Raw genomic sequence first — 18237 nt, forward strand, 5'->3', positions numbered from 1 at the left:
TCGCGGCATCATCTGAAGCCAAAGGAATAGCCATGTCCCTGACCGCCCGCCTCGCCGATCTCGGCATCACCCTGCCCGAAGCGCCCGCCCCTGCCGCGAACTACGTGCCCTTCGTGGTCACAGGCAACACCGTCTATGTCTCGGGCCAGATTTCCAACGGACCGGACGGGCTGATCACCGGGCGACTGGGCGAAGACATGGACGTAGATGCCGGCGCCGCGGCAGCCCGCACCTGCGCGCTGAGCCTGCTGGCACAGGTGCGAGCCGCTTGCGATGGTGATCTCGACCGCCTGAAACGGGTCGTGAAACTGACCGGATTCGTCAATTCGACTGCTGATTTCAAGGATCAACCCAAGGTGATTAACGGTGCTTCGGATTTCATGGTCGAAGCGCTCGGCGACGTGGGCCGCCATGCACGCTCTGCGGTCTCGGCTGCCGCGCTGCCGCTGGGTGTCGCGGTCGAGATCGAAGGCATTTTCGAAATCGAATGACCGTTCCGTCAAGCTTCCTGACCACACCGCTGGCCCATCGGGCACTGCACGATCTCTCAGCAGGGCGACCGGAAAACAGCCGCGCGGCAATCCGCGCGGCGATTGATGCCAGCTATGGGATCGAGATCGATTTACAGCTTAGCGCTGACGGTCAGGCGATGGTGTTTCACGACTATGCGCTCGACCGGCTAACACCGGAAAAGGGGGCGATCCGGCTGCGCAGTGCGGCGGAACTTGCGGACATTCCACTCATTGGCGGCGACGAGACCATTCCGTCACTGCCGGAGGTTCTGGAACTCGTCGATGGCCAAGTGCCGCTCTTGGTCGAATTCAAAGACCAAGACGGCGCAATGGGGCCGAATGTTGGTGAGTTGGAGGCTGCTGCAGCCGAGGCGTTAGAGGCCTACGCAGGCCCCTTGGCGGTGATGTCCTTCAATCCCCATTCTGTCCGCGAACTGGCCCGGCTGCTCCCGCAGACCCTGCGAGGCCTGACCACCAGCGCCTACCGATACGAAGATTGGCCACTGCCGAAGCGGACTTGCGACCGGTTGCGGGACATACCCGATTACAATGATTGCGGCGCTTGCTTTATCAGTCATGAGGCGGATGACTTGAGCCGCACCCGGGTCGCCGATCTGCAAGCCAATGGTGCTGCGGTTCTATGCTGGACGATCTGTAGCGCAGCAGAGGAAGAGGCCGCACGGCAGGTAGCACAGAACATCACCTTCGAAGGCTATCTCCCGCTTCGCCCTTGATCCGCGCGCCATAGGCCACACATAGGACGCAAGGCAGGCAAGGTACCATGAGCGCGCAAGAAATCGAGATTACGGTCGTGCCGGAACTGGCCCAGATCGGCCAGCCGGACTGGGACGCCTGCGCCTGCCCCGAAACAGCCGATGGCAGCCGCCCGCGCGACCCTTTCACCACCTATCGCTTCCTTTCAGCGTTAGAGCGCAGCGGGTCCGTCGGTCCCGGCACCGGCTGGCAACCGCAGTACTTGGTTGCGCGCCTTGCGGGACAGGTGATCGCCGTCGCGCCGATGTACGCCAAGTCACACAGTCAGGGCGAATATATCTTCGACCACAACTGGGCCCATGCTTACGAGCGCGCAGGCGGACGCTATTACCCCAAGCTTCAGATCGCCGTGCCCCATACGCCTGCAACCGGACGGCGGTTCTTGGTGCGCTCCGGCTTCGAAGAATCCGGCATGGCGGCGCTTATTCAAGGCGCGGTGCAACTGACGGATAACAACGCGCTCTCCTCGCTGCATGTGACCTTTTGCACCGGCGAAGAAGCCGAGCGGGCGCAGGATTTCGGCCTGATGATCCGCAAAAGCCAACAGTTTCACTGGCGCAATCAGGGCTATGCCGATTTCGACGGCTTCCTTGCCAGCCTGTCGTCGCGCAAACGCAAAAACATCCGCAAGGAACGCGCCCAGGCGCAGGATTTCGGCGGCAGCATTCAGACCTTTACCGGCGATCAGATCGAACCGGAGCATTGGGACGCCTTCTGGCAGTTCTACCAAGACACCGGCGCACGGAAATGGGGCTCGCCCTACCTGACACGCGCATTTTTCGACCACGCGCAAGAAGACCTGCGCGACGACATCGCACTGGTACTGGCCGAGCGTGACGGACGCTGGGTCGCAGGTGCTCTGAACTTCATCGGGGCCGATACGCTCTATGGCCGCTATTGGGGCTGCACCGAACACCACCCGTTTTTGCATTTCGAACTGTGCTACTATCAGGCCATGGACTTCGCCATCGCCCACGGCCTTGACCGGGTCGAGGCTGGTGCGCAGGGCGAACACAAGCTGGCGCGTGGCTATCTGCCAACCCCCACATGGTCGCTGCACTGGATGCGCGACGCGGGCTTTGCCGCAGCCGTGGGGGAATATCTGCAAGCCGAAGCCGAGGCCGTGGACGAGGAAATCAGCGTGCTGACCGACTACGGCCCCTTCAAGAAAACCAAGATCGAGGAACAGGAATGACCGAGAGATTGAGCCCAGAAACCCGCAAGACCCTCCTGCAACCCCTGTTTGATACCGGCTGGGACATGGTCGAGGGACGCGATGCCATTCACAAGACGTTCAAGTTCAAGGATTTCGCCGATGCCTTCGGCTGGATGACACGGGTGGCCATCTGGGCGGAAAAATGGAATCACCATCCCGAATGGCATAATGTTTACAACCGTGTAAATGTAACGCTGATCACGCATGACGTGGACGGGCTAAGCTCGCTCGACGTGAAATTGGCGCGCAAGATGGATGGTCTCTTTGGGGCCGAGAAAGACTGACGGAGAGACCGGATGGAAGATGTGATTGAAACCGAACTGTGGCAGGGCAAGACGATCGCTGACCTTCTAACGCTCGAATTCCTCGTCAGCGCGGCAGGATCGGTGATCGGCGCGATTGTCATTCTGCTGCTGGGCTGGATCATCTCAAGCTGGTTGCAGCACCGGGTCGAGAATCTTGGCAAACGCCACAAACATCTCGACGAGATGCTGTTCGAGTTTCTCGCTTCCATCGTGCGCTATGTCGTGCTCGGGTTCACCGTTCTCTTTGTTCTTAACACTTTCGGCGTCAAAACGACCTCGGTCGTGGCGGTCATCGGTGCCGCGGGTTTGGCGATTGGCTTGGCCTTGCAAGGCACGTTGTCGAATGTGGCCGCCGGGGTGATGCTGATCCTGTTCCGCCCGATCAAGATCGGCGATTTCGTTGTGATCGCAGGCGAGATGGGCACGGTCAAACAGATCAATCTGAACTACACCGTGCTGGCCGATCTGAGCAACGTGCAAGTGATCGTGCCGAACTCCGAAGTTTGGGGCAACGTCATCACCAACTATTCGGTCAACCCGACACGCCGTGCTGAATGGACCTTTGGCGTGGGCTATGGCGCTAACCTCAAGACCGCCGAAGAGATCATCCGCGGCACGATCATGGCCGACGAGCGCGCCCACACCGATCCTGAACCCTTCATTCAGGTCACCAACTTGAACGACAGCTCGGTCGATTTCCTTGTCCGGGTTTGGTGCAGCGCCGACGATTTCTTCGCTTTCAAAGCCGATATGACCCGCAAGGTCAAAGAGGCGTTGGACGCAGGCGGGGTGGATATCCCCTTCCCCACACGCACCATCGTGCAGGCGGCGGAGTAGACCTGCAGCACGCGGATCGAAGTTATCACAATCAAGCGCCCGGCCTTATCCGCCGGGCGCTCTCTTTTTACATGTTGTCCAAAAGCGCTTCGCCGCCCGACACCTCGCAGACGCCGGGGCTTTCCTCAGGCTGCCAAAGCGTCACTTTGCCATCCTCCACCAACATCGCATAGCGCTTTGAGCGAGCGACCAGCCCAGCAGGCGCGGCGTCAAAATCCATACCGATAGCGCGTGTAAACTCGCTGCTCGCATCCGCCAGCATGGTGATGCCCGCTTCCCTCGCACCCGTCGCCTCGCCCCAAGCTTTCATCACAAAGGGATCGTTGCAGGAGATGCAGATCACCTCGTCCACCCCTTTGGCGTCAAACTGATCCTTGGTGCGCACGAAGCTGGGCACATGGGCCGAATGGCAGGTCGGCGTGAACGCCCCCGGCACGGCAAAGACGACAACTTTGCGGCCTTTCACCTTATCAGCCATCTGCACAGGCTCGGGGCCGTCCGCCCCCATCTGAACCAACTTTGCGTCCGGCAGCGTGTCACCTTGTGAAATTGTCATGGGTTGGGCCTCTCCTGTCATTGTGGTTGTCTTGGCCCAAGATATAGGCTTTGACCGGGTTTGAGACCAGATCAATCGGGGAAGACAGATGCAGCATGTGGTGGTGATCGGAGCCGGGCAAGCGGGGGCCTCCTGCGTGGCCAAACTGCGCAACAGCGGGTTTGATGGCAAGCTCACCTTGATCGGCGCCGAGCCTTGCCCACCCTATCAGCGGCCACCGCTGTCCAAAGGCTACCTGCTTGGAGAGATGACACTGGAGCGCCTTTTCCTACGGCCCGAGTCCTTTTACAGCGATCAGAACATCACGCTGAAAACCAATTGTCATGTCACGGCAATCGACCCGAGCGCGCAAACCATTGCCACGACCGAAGGCGAGATTGCTTATGATGAGCTGGTCCTCACCACCGGCTCCACCCCGCGTCGCCTGCCCGCATCCATTGGCGGTACGCTCGATGGGGTCTTCACCGTCCGCGACCTCGCCGATGTCGACGCAATGGCCCCGCGCTTCGTAAAAGGCGCAAAGGTATTGATCGTCGGCGGTGGCTATATCGGACTGGAAGCAGCAGCGGTCGCTGCCAAACTGGGTCTCGAAGTCACCCTCGTCGAAATGGCCGACCGCATCCTGCAACGTGTCGCCGCCCCCGAGACCAGCGACTACTTTCGCGCCCTTCATACGCGCCACGGTGTCACCCTTCGAGAGAGCACTGGGTTAGACCGACTGATAGGCAAAGATCACGTCACCGGCGCAAGGCTGAGCGATGGCAGCGAAATCGCGGCGGACTTCGTCATCACCGGGGTCGGCATTGAACCTGATACCGCATTGGCCAGCGCCGCCGGACTGGAGGTCGACAACGGCATCAAAGTAGACGCCCAAGGCCGCAGCAGCACCCCGTACATCTGGGCCGCCGGCGACTGTACCTCATTCCCCTACCGTGATGGCCGCATCCGCCTTGAAAGCGTGCCCAACGCCATCGACCAAGCCGAATGCGTGGCAGAAAACATCCTCGGCGCGGGAAAAGACTACATCGCCAAACCGTGGTTCTGGTCAGATCAGTATGACGTGAAGCTGCAAATCGCTGGCCTCAACAGCGGCTATGACCACGTGGTCAGCCGCCGCGGCCCGGACAGCGCGTCGTTCTGGTACTACAGCGGCGACCGTCTGCTGGCGGTCGATGCCATGAACGATCCACGCGGCTATATGGTCGGCAAACGGTTGATCGAAGCAGGCAAATCTCCCGATCCGAAGATGGTTTCCGACACCGAAACCGACCTCAAATCGCTTCTCAAAGCATGAGAATCATCGCCGGCAAATACCGCGGCCGACCGCTCGCAGCCCTCGGCAAAGGTGACGCCGCCGCGCACCTGCGCCCCACATCCGACCGCGTGCGCGAGAGCCTATTTTCGATGCTGACCCACCACGATGTGATTGAAAACGCACGGGTGCTGGACCTCTTCGCAGGCACCGGCGCCTTGGGGTTTGAAGCCCTGTCACGCGGCGCGCAATCCGTCTGTTTCATCGAGAATGGCCGCACCGGCCAAAAGCTGATCGCCGAGAACATCGCCAAGCTACAAACAGAAGCAGACAGCAAACTGCTACGCCACGACGCCACTAAGCTCAGCCCCAACCCCCAAGCCGCTTTCGATCTCGTATTCATGGATCCACCTTACGGAAAATCCCTAGGGCAAAAGGCCCTCGCCGTCGTTGCGTCCGGCAACTGGCTCGCGCCTGACACCCTAATCGTCTGGGAAGAAAGCACGCCAATGCACGCGCCCGAAGGCTTCACCAAAGTCGATACGCGTAAATACGGTGACACCCACGTCACCCTGCTCCGCAACACGCCCTCCTAATCCTTCATCCTTTTTCAAATACCCGCGGGGGAATCGCGCTCCGGCGCGATGGGGGCAGCGCCCCCACAGCCACCGCTTCACACACAACAGCCGGTTCGGCTACGCAAACCAAACCCGGCCCCGCTCCCTAACTCACCAATTGCCAATCGCGGCAAGCTGCGCTATGCGCTCCACATCGGTCGGGCTGTAGCGCAGCCTGGTAGCGCACCTGCTTCGGGAGCAGGGGGTCGGAGGTTCGAATCCTCTCAGCCCGACCAGATATACCCTGAAATCTACCCTCTTTCGTCACCCGCCGATGATCCTGCCAACATCTCCGCGATGGCGGACAGGTTCTCGGATCGCAATGGTTTGTCGAGACAATCGCGCACCACGTTGAACCGCAACGCGCGGGCTTTGTCCTCTGGGTTCAAAGAGGTGGTCAGCATGATGACCACGCCATTCACAAAATTATCTCCCAGTTCCGCCACCGCTGTTTCGAGAAATTCGAACCCGTTCATTTGGGGCATGTTCACATCCAAAAGGATCACATCCACCCCCTCGCAATCCGGCTGCTTCAAATATGCCAATGCGTCAGCGGCCCTTCGGAAGGCGAGCACCTTATCTACCAACCCCGAGCGCTCGAGAATACGCCGGTAGAGCATTTGGTCGACCTTTTCGTCGTCCACCGTCATCACGGTGCCGATCCTCGGCAAAGCGCTCACGGCCGCAATACCGGCAGTTGTGCGGAAAACGTCGTGCCGGTTTTGCCGTCTGACTGTACCGAGATCGTGCCATTATGGTTCTCGGCCACCCGACGGCAGAGGGTCAGACCGATGCCCGTTCCTTCGTAATCGTCCCTTAGGTTCAACCGCCCAAATAACTCAAAAACCCGCGCTTGGTCTGCTCGAGCGATACCGATCCCGTTGTCGGCAACCGCTAGGCAAAGCTCACCACGCGCCGCACCCCGTTCTGCGCTGATGCTGACCACTGGCGCCACGCCCGGGCGGGCAAATTTGAGTGCGTTGCCCACGAGGTTTTGCAACAACGCCCTAAGCTGCATGGCGTTGCCCTGTACCACCGGAAGCGGTCCACGCTTTATGGCGGCGCCCCGCTGGTCTATTGCCGATTTCAGGTCACTGAGGATATCGGTCAGCAGCGCCTCGAGATTGACGGGTTCAAAAACGATTTTCTGACCAAGCGTACGCGAATAGGCGAGCACGTCTTCAATCTGCTGCCCCATCCGTCCCAAGGTTCCGACAGCCTCATTAATCAGACCGCGCGCGTCGGCGGTGAGGCGGTCTTCTTCGTATTTCAACTCGTCGAGGATCATCCGCACGGTGTTCGCAGGCGACAGCAGATCATGGGAAATCGAATAGGTAAAATCCCGTTGCTCGCGGCGCAGTCTTTCGCTGGTGAGCATGGCAGCCCGCAGGCGGATCAGGTCCGATACACAGGCAGCCAGCTTATTGGCCCGCGATATCTCTCCCTTCGTCCAACTGCGCACCTCGGGCTGCATTAGGCAGAGCCCACCGACCACCGTGCCGCAAGGCGCCGAGATTGGCAGACCAAGGTATCCAAGCGGCCCCCCTACGCTAGCATAAGTTGCTTTAATCAGCCGATGCTCCCGCGCATCTGGCACGACAACGGGCGCTTCAGTCAATGGGACGTGCTGACAATAGGTCATCTGCATGGGCAGACCGCGGGCTTCTGCCAAATGCGCAGGATGTCCATTCTGGCTCTTATAGAAAATCCTGCGCTTTTCATGATCCAAGATCGACACATGCGCCATCGGCACATCCAGCAGATCGCATGCAAGGAGGCTTAGGTTGTCAAACTCTGGTTCGGGCGGCGCATCCAGCAGTCCGAGTTCCTGTAAGGTGAATTGCATGGCAGGCGTTCCTGACCCGAGTGAGCGTTCGCCTCTCCGGTAGCACAGGGTGGCTTAACAACCTGTTGCCATGCTTCATTCTATCTGACGTCTAGCCCGCGTAGAACCTGAACAACATCCAAAGGCCCATGCCAAACATCATCACGTTTTCAGTCAACGAAACAAAGCCAAGCGGCACGTTGCTTGAGCCACCAACGCAGGCGCATTTCAGCTCTCTCTTGTCGATATAGACAGCTTTAATGACCGAGACAGCACCGATCCCGCCGATCACTATCGCCACCGGGGCCGAAAGCCATGTGAGCGCCCCCGCTGTCATCAGGATGCCGGCCAAAGCTTCGCCGAAAGGGTAGATTTTGCCGTAAGGCACCCAGCGTTGTGCCAGCAGGTCGTAGTTCAGGAACATGGTTGAGAAGCTCTCGATGTCCTGCAGCTTTTGCACCGCCAAGAAGCACATGGAAATGGAGATGAACCATTCGAATGCCCGCAGAGTAAATATATTGCCAAAACTGTACCACGACAGGCCCAGGGCCATTAAAAATGCCACGCCGAAGATCGCGATGACCGGTTGGTAACTGGTATCAGATTGCTCTTCCTTCGGCTTATCGAGCCCGAGATACACCCGAAGGTCTTCGAACCCACCAATGCGCTTACCGCCGATAAAGGCTTGTGGCGTGGTTTCGACCCCTTCGCGCGCCTTGAACGCATCGATATCCTCGCGCGATGTCAGGTGATGATCTTCGACATCGTAGCCCTGCCGCTCCAGCAAATCTTTGGATTTAAGGCCATAGGGGCACAGGTGATCCTTCATCACCATCCGGTACAACTGTGCGGTTTTACCGTTTCCGTCTGCCATTTGCGGCGCTCCTATCTGTCTCCGATCACCGGAGGTGAACCGAGTTTATTTAGACAACTGTTACTGTACTGTTTGAAAGGTGGGCTAGTCTCGACGAGTAAGCCGCCGTTCACCGCCGCGGGCCACAACGGGGGCCGGGGTGCTTCTGGAGCTATGCAGGAACGCCCCGCAAGATAGCGCCACAAACAACATGCCAACGTAGAGGATATAGTCTGGCCCGTTAGAATTAAGCAACGAAAGCCCGAGCATTGCCAGTGCGCCCACCGTCACGAAAAGACCCCGATACACCATTGGTTCGCCTCCCAAATAAGATCGCTTCTGGGGGACAAACGAGGTTCCAGCGCAGGAAAGTTCCGCGTGGGCATCAGAAAGTTCCACGGGAAACAGTCTTCTCGCCGCTAAATCTAACTAAATCTTAGTGCGACCGGCGGTTACTCAGCGGGCAATGCGAGGTGCGCCGCAGGGATCGTAACAGACCACGTCAAAGACGTTGCATCGACAATCGTTTCAGCCGTCCCATCGACCATGGATGGCGCAAGTACCGACAGCACCTTGCTGCCGAACCCCTTTTTCTGCCGTGCTGCCGGATCGACAGAAATGCCCGTTTCGGCCCAAACGAAGTGCAATCCTTCGTTCGCGTTCTTCGACCAATGGCAGTCAATCGCCCCCTGCCCCTCTTTTAGAGCGCCATATTTTGTGGAGTTTGTTGCCAACTCATGCAGCGCCATTCCTAATAGTTGCAGAGCTTGCGGGCTGAGTTCGACAGGCGGGCCGGACACAGTGACCGCCGCCGTGGCCCCCTGCAAGAACGGCTCAAGCTGGGCGCGAACCAAGGCGTTCAGATCCGCCGCAGACCAATCTCCCTCCACTAGCAAATCTGTCGACCGCGCCAGAGCCTGAATGCGGTCGCCAAAGGCTTTGTTGAACTCCTCTAATGAGTTCGCCGAAGCTGCGGTTTGGCGCTGCATCGCAGTGACCAGCGCCAGCATGTTCTTGCCCCGGTGAATGGCCTCGCGCGCAACGAGATCGCGGGCGGCCTCTGCATGACGCGTCGCTGTAACGTCGTGGTGGATGTTCGAGATTGATACAATATCGCCCGAGAGCGTACGAATGGGCGTGCAAGAGATCACCACATGACGCTCGCTTCCATCCTTTGCTATCCGTAGGGCATCGAACTGGCGGAGGCCCCCGGCAATGATCTCGTCACGATATTCCAAAATGCCCTTCGGCGCGTCTTCTGGATAAAGGATCTCCACCGATTGGCCGAGCGCCTCCTGTTCGGTGTAACCGTAGAGCCGTTCGGCGGCTGGGTTCCAACTGATGATTCGCCCCTCAAGGTCATAGGTCAGGATCGCTTCACCGGTCGTGGCGACAAGTGCCGCGAAGGTCTCAGCCTGAACATGCGCCTTTTCGATGTCATCATGCGCAATGCGCCGTGTGGTCACGTTGCGGTGCTGCATCAGAAGATAGGGTGTCTTACCGACCACCATCCGATTGGCATTCAGCTGAAACCAGCGCCGAACCCGAGGTCCGTCACAAGGGTACTCCCCCGCATAGGGTGTTCCGGTCTTCAGCGTCGTGCGCAGCCCTCTTAGCACATCCTTTGCCTGCACCACGGAACCCATGACGGCCGTATTACAGATATCAAAGTAATTCGCCCCAACGTAGTGACATTGGGCGTCGCCACCGTTCTCTTCGCAGAACATTTTCCACGCGGTATTAACCGCAACGATTACGCCCGCAGCGTCGGTGATCACCACCTCGTCGGTCATTGCATCGATCAATTCGAAATGGCTGGAGTTCAGCGCGTCGGGCTTGGAATTCTGCAACATAGGGCACAGTTATCGCACGGGCGCCTGAGGCTAAAGTTAACAAAGGTTTAGCTGAGAAGCGCTTGCAGATGAGCGCCCGCGGATAACTGGGACGAAATACAAGAAACCTTAGTGGCGACCCCGGCAGGATTCGAACCTGCAACCTGCCCCTTAGGAGGGGGCTGCTCTATCCAGTTGAGCCACGGGGCCGACGGGGGCGGTGTAGCCCAAGCAAGCGTCGATGTCATCGGCAGAATTGCCGCGGGCAGGACGCTGAGACGACCCCGCGCGGCCAGCGCTTGATCGCGTGACCTCCTTCGCGCTAACTAGGGGAGAGGCAAACAGGAAAATGCAATTGACCACACCCCCCAAACGCCCGCTGACCCTTCGAGATGTATCCGATGCTTGTGGCGTTTCCGAGATGACGGTCAGCCGTGTTCTACGCAAACGCGGTGATGTGTCCGACGCCACCCGCGACCGTGTGCTCGCTGCTGCCAAGGCGCTTGGCTATGTGCCGAACCAGATCGCCGGGTCGCTGGCCAGCCAGCGGGTGAACCTTGTGGCGGTGATCATTCCCTCGCTCGGCAATATGGTCTTTCCCGAAGTGCTCAACGGCGTCAATCAGGTGCTGGAGGATACGCCGCTGCAGCCGGTAGTCGGGGTGACTGACTATTTGCCCGAAAAAGAAGAACGCGTGCTTTACGAGATGCTCTCTTGGCGGCCCTCTGGCGTCATCATCGCGGGGCTTGAGCATTCCGAGGCCACCCGCGCGATGCTGCGCAATGCGGGCATTCCGGTGGTTGAAATCATGGACACTGACGGCAAGCCCGTAGATGCGATGGTTGGCATATCCCACCGCCGTGCGGGGCGGGAGATGGCCCAAGCGATCCTGCGCGAAGGCTATGAGCGGATCGGCTTCATGGGCACGAAAATGCCGTTGGACCACCGCGCGCGGAAGCGCTTTGAAGGTTTCACCGAAGGCCTCGCCAAAGCAGGCGTCGAGATTGAAGACCGCGCTTTCTACTCCGGCGGCTCGGCACTGGCGAAGGGCCGCGAGATGACGCGGGAGATGCTGGAGCGCTCGCCAGATCTCGACTTTCTCTATTACTCCAATGACATGATCGGCGCCGGCGGGCTGCTCCATTTGCTCGACGAAGGGATTGACATCCCGGGGCAGATCGGGCTGGCGGGGTTTAACAATGTCGAACTGCTGCAAGGTCTGCCACGGCAATTAGCAACGATGGATGCCTGCCGCAATGAAATCGGTCAGGCCGCTGCGCGCATCATCCTTAACCAGACGATCCCCGACCCGGATCCAGATGTACCGACGCAGATCACTCTGACCCCGACCCTGTCGCTAGGCGACACCCTGCGCCGCCGCCGTCAGGGGTGAGCCGACCGCGGCTGAGCAACAAGGCCGCGCGTCGCCTGTTCCTCGCGCGACATCTGTTGGCGGAGCCACCGCAAGGTCCCGCCAGCGGGGCGGCGCTGCTAGACGTGATCCACTCCCTTGGCTTTGTGCAACTCGACAGCATCAACACGGTCGCGCGGGCGCATGACCTGATCCTGTTCGCCCGCCGTCCACGCTATCGCCCGGCGGCGCTGAAGCGGCTCTATGAAAAAGACCGGGCTCTATTCGAACATTGGACCCATGACGCCGCCATCATCCCGATGGAATTTTACCCGCAGTGGCAGCTTCGGCGCGAGCGCGATGCGGCGAAGCTGTTCAGGCGCTGGAAAGACTGGCAGCGCCATGATTTCGAAGCGAAATTGCACAGCGTCTTGGAGCAGATCCGCACAGAAGGGCCGGTGACCTCATCAGACGTGGGCCGGGACGAGCCGCGCAGCAGCAGGGGTTGGTGGGAATGGCATCCGTCAAAAACCGCGCTGGAGTATCTTTGGCGCAGCGGGGCGCTGGCGGTAGTCGGGCGCGAGGGGTTTCGCAAGCGCTATGACCTGACAGAACGCGTGGTCCCTGCCCCGCTCCATGAACCAGCTTTGGCACCGGACCAGACCCAGACCATCGACTGGTATTGCGATCAAGCACTCGCGCGTTTGGGGTTTGCCACGCCGGGGGAATTGGCCGCCTTCTGGGCGCATATCACTCCGGCTGAAGCGCGTGGTTGGTGTTTGGCGGAACATGCAGCGGGGCGGCTGGAAGAGATCGACATCGAAGGGGCGGACGGCGGCCTGCGGCCCGCCTTTGCCCGGCCCGATTGGGCCACGGACCCGGCGCAGCATTGCGAGCCACCCAACCGCCTGCGCGTGCTCAGCCCCTTTGACCCCGCCCTGCGCGACCGCAAGCGTGCGGCGCGACTCTTTGGCTTTGACTACCGGATCGAAGTCTTTGTCCCCGCCGCGCAGCGCAAGTTCGGCTACTATGTTTTTCCGCTGCTGCAAGGGGACCGTTTGGTAGGGCGCATCGACATGAAAGCCTTTCGCGATGCGGATGAGTTGCACGTTACGGCCCTCTGGCCCGAAGGCGGCGTTCGCTGGGGCAAGCTGCGGCACCAGGCGTTAGAGGCGGAGTTGCAACGTCTGCTGCCGCTGGCTGGGGTCAGCCAAGTGAGCTTTGCGGACGGCTGGCTGCGCGCGGCGGTCTGACCTTTTAAGGCGCAGCGAAAACCGGCGGCTGCAACCCGGCGTGAAACCACGTTAGATAGCTATGGATCGAATGCACGGGCCGCCCCGTCGCCGCTGCAATGTCAATCGCATAGGGCACCATATTGGTACATTCGAGCAGGATCGCCCCGACATCCTCATGACGCGCGACCAATCTCTGCGCCGCCAGCACCATATCCTTGCGCGCTTGAGCAACGTCCAAGTCACGCCGATTGCCAAGGATGGTTTGCGCAAAACTGCTTTCCTCCAGCCCTTCGACCGAACTGCCTTCTGGCACCCCGGCGGCGCGCAGATGGGCAGGCGAGAGGCTTGCAGCGGAAATGGTCAGTATGCCGACGCGCTGCCCCGGCGGGAGAGTGGCCGCTATGATCCCCGCCTGCTCCAGCGCCGAGGCTGCGACAGGCACGCCAAGTGCTTCGGCCAGACGGGGCCGGATGAGGGCCAGAAATCCGCAGGTAGTAGCGATGCCAGTGCAACCCTCGGCCACCAGTTCCCGCCCCGCCGCGATAAAGGACTGCACGAAAGGTTCAATATCATCGCAGACAATCGCTTCGGGAGTCGCACCGGGCACCACGGCATAGCGTACGGGGAAGGGCCAACTGCCTGCGTGGCCAACGTCGCCGAGGATGCGCGGAAACTGCGTATCGAGCATGAGGATCCCCAGCCGCGCCTTGGGTTCATTCGCCATATGCCCTCCATTTAAGCGCAACTTGCCCTCGATGGGCAGGCGGGACAAGCGAAACACCCACAATGACATTTTATCAGCATTTTGTTGACGTGTTGAAATTTTATGTGAAGATGGCGGCATGGAATCGCTTGATTTACCTTTCACTTGCTCTTGGGCCTGCGCATGACCCAGCATGTCGTCATCATCGGCGCTGGCATCGTCGGCGTCTCTGCCGCGATCTGGCTGCGCCGAGCGGGCGCTGAGGTGACGCTTGTGGACCGCAGCGAGCCGGGGCGTGGCACCTCACATGGCAATGGCGGTGTTTTGGCTGCGGCGGGCGTCGCCCCGGTCACCGGACCGGGGCTGCTGCGCAAAGCGCCCGGAATGCTGCGCGACCCGGAGTTTCCGCTGTTCCTGCGCTGGCCCTATGTGCCGCGTCTGCTGCCATGGCTACGCCGCTACCTGAGCCACGCAAACGACGCTGACACCCGCCGCATCTCTCGCAGTTTGGCGCCGATCGTCGCGGACAGTGTCGCCCAGCACAAAGCGCTCTGCGCCGATCTGGGGTTGGAGGATTGGGTCCGCGACAGTGACTACTGCTTTGCCTATACCAACCGCGCCGCCTTTGAAGCCGAAGCCTACACTTGGGCGCGGCGCAAAGACGCCGGTTTCACGCCGGAGATCATCGAAGGCGGAGCGGTGCAAGAGTTTGACCTGGCCTATGGCCCGCAGATCACCTGCGTCGCCCGACTGGCCGATCATGGCTTCATCGCCGACCCCGGCGGCTATGTCCGGGCACTGGCAAAGGCCTTTGAGGCGATGGGCGGCACCATCCGGCAGGCCGACGTACAGGATGTCGAGATCACCGGCGGGCGCGCCACCGCGGTGCTAACCGATCAAGGCTCCCTACCCTGCGATAGCGTGCTGCTCGCCACCGGGGTTTGGTCCAAACCTCTGATGCAAAAGCTCGGTGTGAACGTCCCGCTGGAATCCGAGCGCGGCTATCACATCGTCTTCAAAGCTGCCCAAGGCGGCCCCTCGCGCCCCACCATGATGGCCGCGGGCAAATTCGTTGCCACCCCAATGACCGAAGGGTTGCGCTGCGCCGGAATCGTGGAATTCGGCGGGCTGAAGGCGGGTGCGTCCAAAGCCCCACTCGCCCTGCTGCGCCGCCAAGCCAAGGCCGCCTTTCCGCATCTCACTGCAACCGAGGAAATCGAATGGCTGGGGCACCGACCCGCCCCCAGCGACTCTCTGCCCCTAATCGGGCAGATTGGGACAAGCCGGATCTATACCGCCTTCGGGCATCACCACATCGGGTTGACGGGCGGGCCAAAAACGGGCCGACTGATCGCCGGATTGATCACGGGGCAGCCGCCAAACACGGATCTGACCCCGTATCACCCCCAGCGCTTTGACAGATAACGCCAAGCGCGAAGATGAACCAAAAAGGGAGAAACCAAATGACACTGACAGCAAGACTGATGGCCGGCGCGGCCATGACGGCTCTGACACTGGGCACAGCCATGCCCGCTTTCGCGGCCGAGAAATGGGACATGCCGATGGCCTATTCGGCCTCAAACTTCCACTCCGAGAATGGCGTGAAATTCGCCGAATGCGTGACCGAAGCGACCGGCGGCGAGATCGAGATCACCGTGCACCCGGGTGGCGCCTTGTTCGCAGGCGCGGACATCAAGCGGGCGATCCAGACCGGGCAGGTCCAGCTGGGCGAGCGTCTGCTTTCCGGCCACCAGAACGAGAACGCGGTCTTCGGCTTTGACTCCATCCCCTTCCTCGCGCCCTCCTTTGAGGCCAGCGCGCAGCTTTGGGAAGCCGCCAAGCCCAAGGTCGAAGAGGTGCTGGCCGAGCAGAACCTCGTGCTCCTGTATAACGTGCCATGGCCGCCCCAAGGTCTCTACTTCAAGAAAGAGGTCGGCTCGGTTGAGGACATGAAGGGCGTCAAGTTCCGCTCTTACAACAACACCACCGCGCGTCTGGCCGAGCTGACCGGCATGTCGCCCGTTACCATCGAGGCCGCTGAAGTCAGCCAAGCCTTTGCCACCGGCGTCGCGGAATCGATGATCTCTTCGGGGGCCACCGGTTACGACCAAAAGGTCTGGGAAAGCCTGACGCATTTCTACGAAGTCGACGCATGGCTGCCGCGCAACTACGTGATGATCAACGCGGATGTCTGGGAAGACGTCTCGGACGCCAACAAAGAGGCGATCACCACCTGCGCCACCGAAGCCGAAGAGCGCGGTCTGACAGCGTCGAAAGAATACACCCAGTTCACCTATGACGGTCTGCGCGAAGGCGGCATGAACGTGGAGCCTGCCAGCGAAGAGCTGATGAAAGGCCTGCGCGAAGTCGGCGACACCATGACGCAAGAATGGCTTGAAGCCGCGGGCGAAGACGGTCAAGCGATCGTCGATAACTACAAAGCGATGCAGTAATCGCATCTGCGGCGGCCCTGATCCGGGGCCGCCGCTTTCATGCCAAGGCATGATCTAGGGAGGGTCACATGACAACGCTGCGCAAAATATTGGACGGGCTATACACCGGGGCGGGGGCGCTGGCGGCGGTCTGCCTGGTGGCCATCCTTACCTTGATCGTCGCCCAGATGGTCGCCCGCTGGACCGGCAATGTCTTTCCGGGGGCTGCAAGCTATGCGGGCTACGCCATGGCCGGCGCCAGTTTTCTGGCCTTTGCCAACGCGCTCAACCGCGGCTCGCATATCCGCGTCTCGATCCTTGTGAATGCGTTGAGCGATAAAGGCCGCCGCCTGCTCGATATCTGGTGCTTCGCCGTGGCAGCTGCTGTCGCTTGGTACTTCACCTATTACGCCTATTGGTTTGTCTACTGGTCGTGGAAGTTCAACGAAGTCAGTCAAGACCAAGACGCCACTGCGCTCTGGATTCCGCAATCGGTCATGGTCATCGGCGGCGGCATTCTCGCCATCGCGCTGACCGACAACCTTTTGCATCTCATCTTTAAGGGCGACCACCGCGTCACCCGTGATCTTGTCGATCAAAGCTTCGGGGAATGACGCCATGACCGAGATTTACGCCATCGCCCTGTTTCTGATCGTCCTGTTCTTCCTGCTCGGCACCGGTGTCTGGGTCGGGCTGGCCCTGATGGGCGTCGCCTGGGTCGGGATGGAGCTTTTCACCACCCGCCCCGTGGGCGACACGATGATCACCACGATCTGGGCCAGTTCCTCAAGCTGGACTCTCACCGCCCTGCCGCTCTTTGTCTGGATGGGCGAGATCCTCTACCGCACGCGGCTATCGCAGGACATGTTCAAAGGGTTGTCGCCTTGGCTGGCGAAACTGCCGGGCGGGCTGGTGCATACCAATATCGTCGGCTGTACGGTCTTCGCCGCCGTCTCTGGCTCTTCCGCCGCGACGCTGACCACCGTGGGCAAGATGTCGATCCCGGAACTGCGGGCGCGCAATTACCCTGAGAAGATGATCATTGGCACGCTAGCGGGCGCCGCGACGCTGGGCCTGATGATCCCCCCCTCGCTGGCGCTGATCGTCTATGGCGTGACGGTGAACGAAAGCATCACCAAACTGTTCTTTGCCGGCGTCATGCCCGGCCTGCTGTTGGCGCTGATGTTCATGGGCTATGTCGCGATCACCAGCCTCATGTCCAAGGACTGGAACCCCGACGTCGAGACCGACATGAGTTTCGCGGAAAAGCTGCGCAATTCGCGCTTCCTGCTGCCAGTCTTTGCGCTGATCTCGGTCGTGATCGGCTCGATGTATCTCGGCTTTGCTACCGCGACCGAGGCCGCCGCGATTGGGGTGATCGGCTCGCTGACGCTGGCGCTGTTCCAAGGCTCGCTCGACTGGCACAGTTTTCGCGAAAGCCTCATGGGCGCGATGCGCACCTCCGCGATGATCGCGCTTATCCTTGCCGGTGCCGCCTTCTTGAAACTGTCAATGGGGTTCACTGGCCTGCCCCGCGCGCTGGCCGACGGCATCGCGGCAATGGAACTCTCGCGGTTTGAGCTGCTGATGGCGCTTTTGGTCTTTTACATCGTGCTGGGCATGTTCCTTGATGGCATCTCCTCGGTCGTGCTGACCATGGCAGTGGTCGAGCCCATGGTGCGCGGCGCGGGGATCGACCTGATTTGGTTCGGCATCTTCGTGGTGGTCGTAGTTGAGATGGCACAAATCACCCCGCCCATCGGCTTCAACCTCTTCGTGCTCCAAGGCATGACCAACCACGAGATGGGCTATATCACCAAGGCCGCGCTGCCAATGTTTGCGATCATGGTCTTTATGGTCTTTGTCCTGATCTGGTTCCCCGAGGTCGCCACATGGCTGCCCGAAAACCTGCGCAGCGGTCCGGCGACCGGGTGATC

19 protein-coding genes and 2 tRNA genes are annotated in these 18237 nt (G+C 60.3%); 14 read left to right on the plus strand and 7 right to left on the minus strand.

Annotation, left to right across the window (positions count from 1 at the left end; all coding sequences use genetic code 11):
* The first annotated feature begins 32 nt into the window (after nt 1-32).
* Genes BLS57_RS16780 through BLS57_RS16800 form a run of 5 tightly spaced genes read left to right on the plus strand, consistent with a single transcriptional unit; the run spans nt 33 to nt 3644 of the window.
* Nucleotides 33-491 carry a RidA family protein gene (locus BLS57_RS16780; RefSeq protein WP_093743809.1) on the plus strand — a complete coding sequence of 153 codons (459 nt, stop codon included), beginning with the start codon at nt 33-35 and terminating at the stop codon, nt 489-491.
* Nucleotides 488-1246 carry a glycerophosphodiester phosphodiesterase family protein gene (locus tag BLS57_RS16785; RefSeq protein WP_093743810.1) on the plus strand — a complete coding sequence of 253 codons (759 nt, stop codon included), beginning with the start codon at nt 488-490 and terminating at the stop codon, nt 1244-1246. Before BLS57_RS16780 ends, BLS57_RS16785 begins: the two co-directional genes overlap by 4 nt.
* Before the next feature lie 47 nt (nt 1247-1293).
* Complete coding sequence (locus BLS57_RS16790) at nt 1294-2481, plus strand: GNAT family N-acetyltransferase (RefSeq protein WP_093743811.1); 1188 nt, start codon at nt 1294-1296, stop codon at nt 2479-2481.
* Nucleotides 2478-2786, plus strand: a complete 309-nt coding sequence (locus BLS57_RS16795) for a 4a-hydroxytetrahydrobiopterin dehydratase (RefSeq protein ID WP_093743812.1) — start codon at nt 2478-2480, stop codon at nt 2784-2786. Before BLS57_RS16790 ends, BLS57_RS16795 begins: the two co-directional genes overlap by 4 nt.
* Before the next feature lie 12 nt (nt 2787-2798).
* Nucleotides 2799-3644, plus strand: a complete 846-nt coding sequence (locus tag BLS57_RS16800; protein WP_093743813.1) for a mechanosensitive ion channel family protein — start codon at nt 2799-2801, stop codon at nt 3642-3644.
* A gap of 67 nt (nt 3645-3711) precedes the next feature.
* Here the strand turns inward: BLS57_RS16800 and BLS57_RS16805 are convergent, their stop codons facing one another.
* Nucleotides 3712-4200 (minus strand): peroxiredoxin, encoded by a 489-nt coding sequence (locus BLS57_RS16805; RefSeq protein WP_093743814.1) that lies wholly within the window; start codon nt 4198-4200, stop codon nt 3712-3714.
* A gap of 88 nt (nt 4201-4288) precedes the next feature.
* Here BLS57_RS16805 and BLS57_RS16810 point away from each other — a divergent pair, with 88 nt between their 5' ends.
* The 3 genes from BLS57_RS16810 (at nt 4289) to BLS57_RS16820 (ending at nt 6305) form a co-directional block, all read left to right on the plus strand.
* Entirely contained in the window at nt 4289-5494 is a 1206-nt protein-coding gene (locus tag BLS57_RS16810; protein ID WP_093743815.1) for an NAD(P)/FAD-dependent oxidoreductase, read from the plus strand.
* Nucleotides 5491-6048, plus strand: a complete 558-nt coding sequence (rsmD, locus tag BLS57_RS16815; protein WP_093743816.1) for a 16S rRNA (guanine(966)-N(2))-methyltransferase RsmD — start codon at nt 5491-5493, stop codon at nt 6046-6048. Before BLS57_RS16810 ends, rsmD begins: the two co-directional genes overlap by 4 nt.
* A 180-nt stretch (nt 6049-6228) precedes the next feature.
* Nucleotides 6229-6305, plus strand: a tRNA-Pro gene (locus tag BLS57_RS16820).
* A gap of 15 nt (nt 6306-6320) precedes the next feature.
* On the opposite strand, the gene BLS57_RS16825 is transcribed toward BLS57_RS16820, so the two are convergent.
* The 5 genes from BLS57_RS16825 to BLS57_RS16845 form a co-directional block, all read right to left on the minus strand.
* Nucleotides 6321-6719: a response regulator gene (locus BLS57_RS16825; RefSeq protein ID WP_093743817.1), complete on the minus strand. Its 399-nt coding sequence runs from the start codon at nt 6717-6719 to the stop codon at nt 6321-6323.
* A gap of 26 nt (nt 6720-6745) precedes the next feature.
* Nucleotides 6746-7915 (minus strand): sensor histidine kinase, encoded by a 1170-nt coding sequence (locus BLS57_RS16830; RefSeq protein WP_093743818.1) that lies wholly within the window; start codon nt 7913-7915, stop codon nt 6746-6748.
* Nucleotides 7916-8006: 91 nt separating this feature from the next.
* Entirely contained in the window at nt 8007-8768 is a 762-nt protein-coding gene (locus tag BLS57_RS16835) for a MauE/DoxX family redox-associated membrane protein (RefSeq protein WP_167356451.1), read from the minus strand.
* 431 nt (nt 8769-9199) lie between these two features.
* Nucleotides 9200-10600 carry a PAS domain S-box protein gene (locus BLS57_RS16840; RefSeq protein WP_093743819.1) on the minus strand — a complete coding sequence of 467 codons (1401 nt, stop codon included), beginning with the start codon at nt 10598-10600 and terminating at the stop codon, nt 9200-9202.
* A gap of 112 nt (nt 10601-10712) precedes the next feature.
* Nucleotides 10713-10789: transfer RNA gene (locus BLS57_RS16845), tRNA-Arg, on the minus strand.
* Between the two features lie 145 nt (nt 10790-10934).
* Between BLS57_RS16845 and BLS57_RS16850 the strand changes: the two genes are divergently transcribed.
* Together BLS57_RS16850 and BLS57_RS16855 are read left to right on the plus strand one after the other, a co-directional pair.
* A complete protein-coding gene (locus BLS57_RS16850; RefSeq protein WP_093743881.1) occupies nt 10935-11972 on the plus strand; it encodes a LacI family DNA-binding transcriptional regulator in 1038 nt (345 codons plus the stop codon).
* On the plus strand, nt 11969-13183 hold the full coding sequence (locus tag BLS57_RS16855) for a winged helix-turn-helix domain-containing protein (RefSeq protein WP_093743820.1): 1215 nt from the start codon (nt 11969-11971) through the stop codon (nt 13181-13183). The genes BLS57_RS16850 and BLS57_RS16855 overlap by 4 nt, the downstream gene beginning before the upstream one ends.
* A 4-nt stretch (nt 13184-13187) precedes the next feature.
* On the opposite strand, the gene BLS57_RS16860 is transcribed toward BLS57_RS16855, so the two are convergent.
* Nucleotides 13188-13889 (minus strand): aspartate/glutamate racemase family protein, encoded by a 702-nt coding sequence (locus BLS57_RS16860; RefSeq protein ID WP_093743821.1) that lies wholly within the window; start codon nt 13887-13889, stop codon nt 13188-13190.
* A 162-nt stretch (nt 13890-14051) separates the two neighbouring features.
* Here BLS57_RS16860 and BLS57_RS16865 point away from each other — a divergent pair, with 162 nt between their 5' ends.
* The 4 genes from BLS57_RS16865 (at nt 14052) to BLS57_RS16880 (ending at nt 18235) form a co-directional block, all read left to right on the plus strand.
* Complete coding sequence (locus BLS57_RS16865; protein ID WP_093743882.1) at nt 14052-15293, plus strand: NAD(P)/FAD-dependent oxidoreductase; 1242 nt, start codon at nt 14052-14054, stop codon at nt 15291-15293.
* A 38-nt stretch (nt 15294-15331) separates the two neighbouring features.
* The gene (locus tag BLS57_RS16870; RefSeq protein WP_208597597.1) at nt 15332-16321 is read left to right on the plus strand and encodes a TRAP transporter substrate-binding protein; all 990 of its coding nucleotides are present in this window, start codon (nt 15332-15334) and stop codon (nt 16319-16321) included.
* A gap of 68 nt (nt 16322-16389) precedes the next feature.
* Complete coding sequence (locus tag BLS57_RS16875; protein WP_093743822.1) at nt 16390-16914, plus strand: TRAP transporter small permease; 525 nt, start codon at nt 16390-16392, stop codon at nt 16912-16914.
* 4 nt (nt 16915-16918) lie between these two features.
* Complete coding sequence (locus BLS57_RS16880; protein ID WP_093743823.1) at nt 16919-18235, plus strand: TRAP transporter large permease; 1317 nt, start codon at nt 16919-16921, stop codon at nt 18233-18235.
* Nucleotides 18236-18237: the final 2 nt, after the last annotated feature.

The organism is Sulfitobacter delicatus, from assembly GCF_900102535.1.
Lineage (GTDB): Bacteria > Pseudomonadota > Alphaproteobacteria > Rhodobacterales > Rhodobacteraceae > Sulfitobacter > Sulfitobacter delicatus.

Bases quoted from the DNA above. Each gene is read 5' to 3' on its own strand.
- BLS57_RS16780 (WP_093743809.1), top strand. From the start codon at position 33: ATGTCCCTGACCGCCCGCCTCGCCGATCTCGGCATCACCCTGCCCGAA.
- BLS57_RS16785 (WP_093743810.1), top strand. From the start codon at position 488: ATGACCGTTCCGTCAAGCTTCCTGACCACACCGCTGGCCCATCGGGCA.
- BLS57_RS16790 (WP_093743811.1), top strand. From the start codon at position 1,294: ATGAGCGCGCAAGAAATCGAGATTACGGTCGTGCCGGAACTGGCCCAG.
- BLS57_RS16795 (WP_093743812.1), top strand. From the start codon at position 2,478: ATGACCGAGAGATTGAGCCCAGAAACCCGCAAGACCCTCCTGCAACCC.
- BLS57_RS16800 (WP_093743813.1), top strand. From the start codon at position 2,799: ATGGAAGATGTGATTGAAACCGAACTGTGGCAGGGCAAGACGATCGCT.
- BLS57_RS16805 (WP_093743814.1), bottom strand. From the start codon at position 4,200: ATGACAATTTCACAAGGTGACACGCTGCCGGACGCAAAGTTGGTTCAG.
- BLS57_RS16810 (WP_093743815.1), top strand. From the start codon at position 4,289: ATGCAGCATGTGGTGGTGATCGGAGCCGGGCAAGCGGGGGCCTCCTGC.
- rsmD (WP_093743816.1), top strand. From the start codon at position 5,491: ATGAGAATCATCGCCGGCAAATACCGCGGCCGACCGCTCGCAGCCCTC.
- BLS57_RS16825 (WP_093743817.1), bottom strand. From the start codon at position 6,719: ATGACGGTGGACGACGAAAAGGTCGACCAAATGCTCTACCGGCGTATT.
- BLS57_RS16830 (WP_093743818.1), bottom strand. From the start codon at position 7,915: ATGCAATTCACCTTACAGGAACTCGGACTGCTGGATGCGCCGCCCGAA.
- BLS57_RS16835 (WP_167356451.1), bottom strand. From the start codon at position 8,768: ATGGCAGACGGAAACGGTAAAACCGCACAGTTGTACCGGATGGTGATG.
- BLS57_RS16840 (WP_093743819.1), bottom strand. From the start codon at position 10,600: ATGTTGCAGAATTCCAAGCCCGACGCGCTGAACTCCAGCCATTTCGAA.
- BLS57_RS16860 (WP_093743821.1), bottom strand. From the start codon at position 13,889: ATGGCGAATGAACCCAAGGCGCGGCTGGGGATCCTCATGCTCGATACG.
- BLS57_RS16865 (WP_093743882.1), top strand. From the start codon at position 14,052: ATGACCCAGCATGTCGTCATCATCGGCGCTGGCATCGTCGGCGTCTCT.
- BLS57_RS16870 (WP_208597597.1), top strand. From the start codon at position 15,332: ATGACACTGACAGCAAGACTGATGGCCGGCGCGGCCATGACGGCTCTG.
- BLS57_RS16875 (WP_093743822.1), top strand. From the start codon at position 16,390: ATGACAACGCTGCGCAAAATATTGGACGGGCTATACACCGGGGCGGGG.
- BLS57_RS16880 (WP_093743823.1), top strand. From the start codon at position 16,919: ATGACCGAGATTTACGCCATCGCCCTGTTTCTGATCGTCCTGTTCTTC.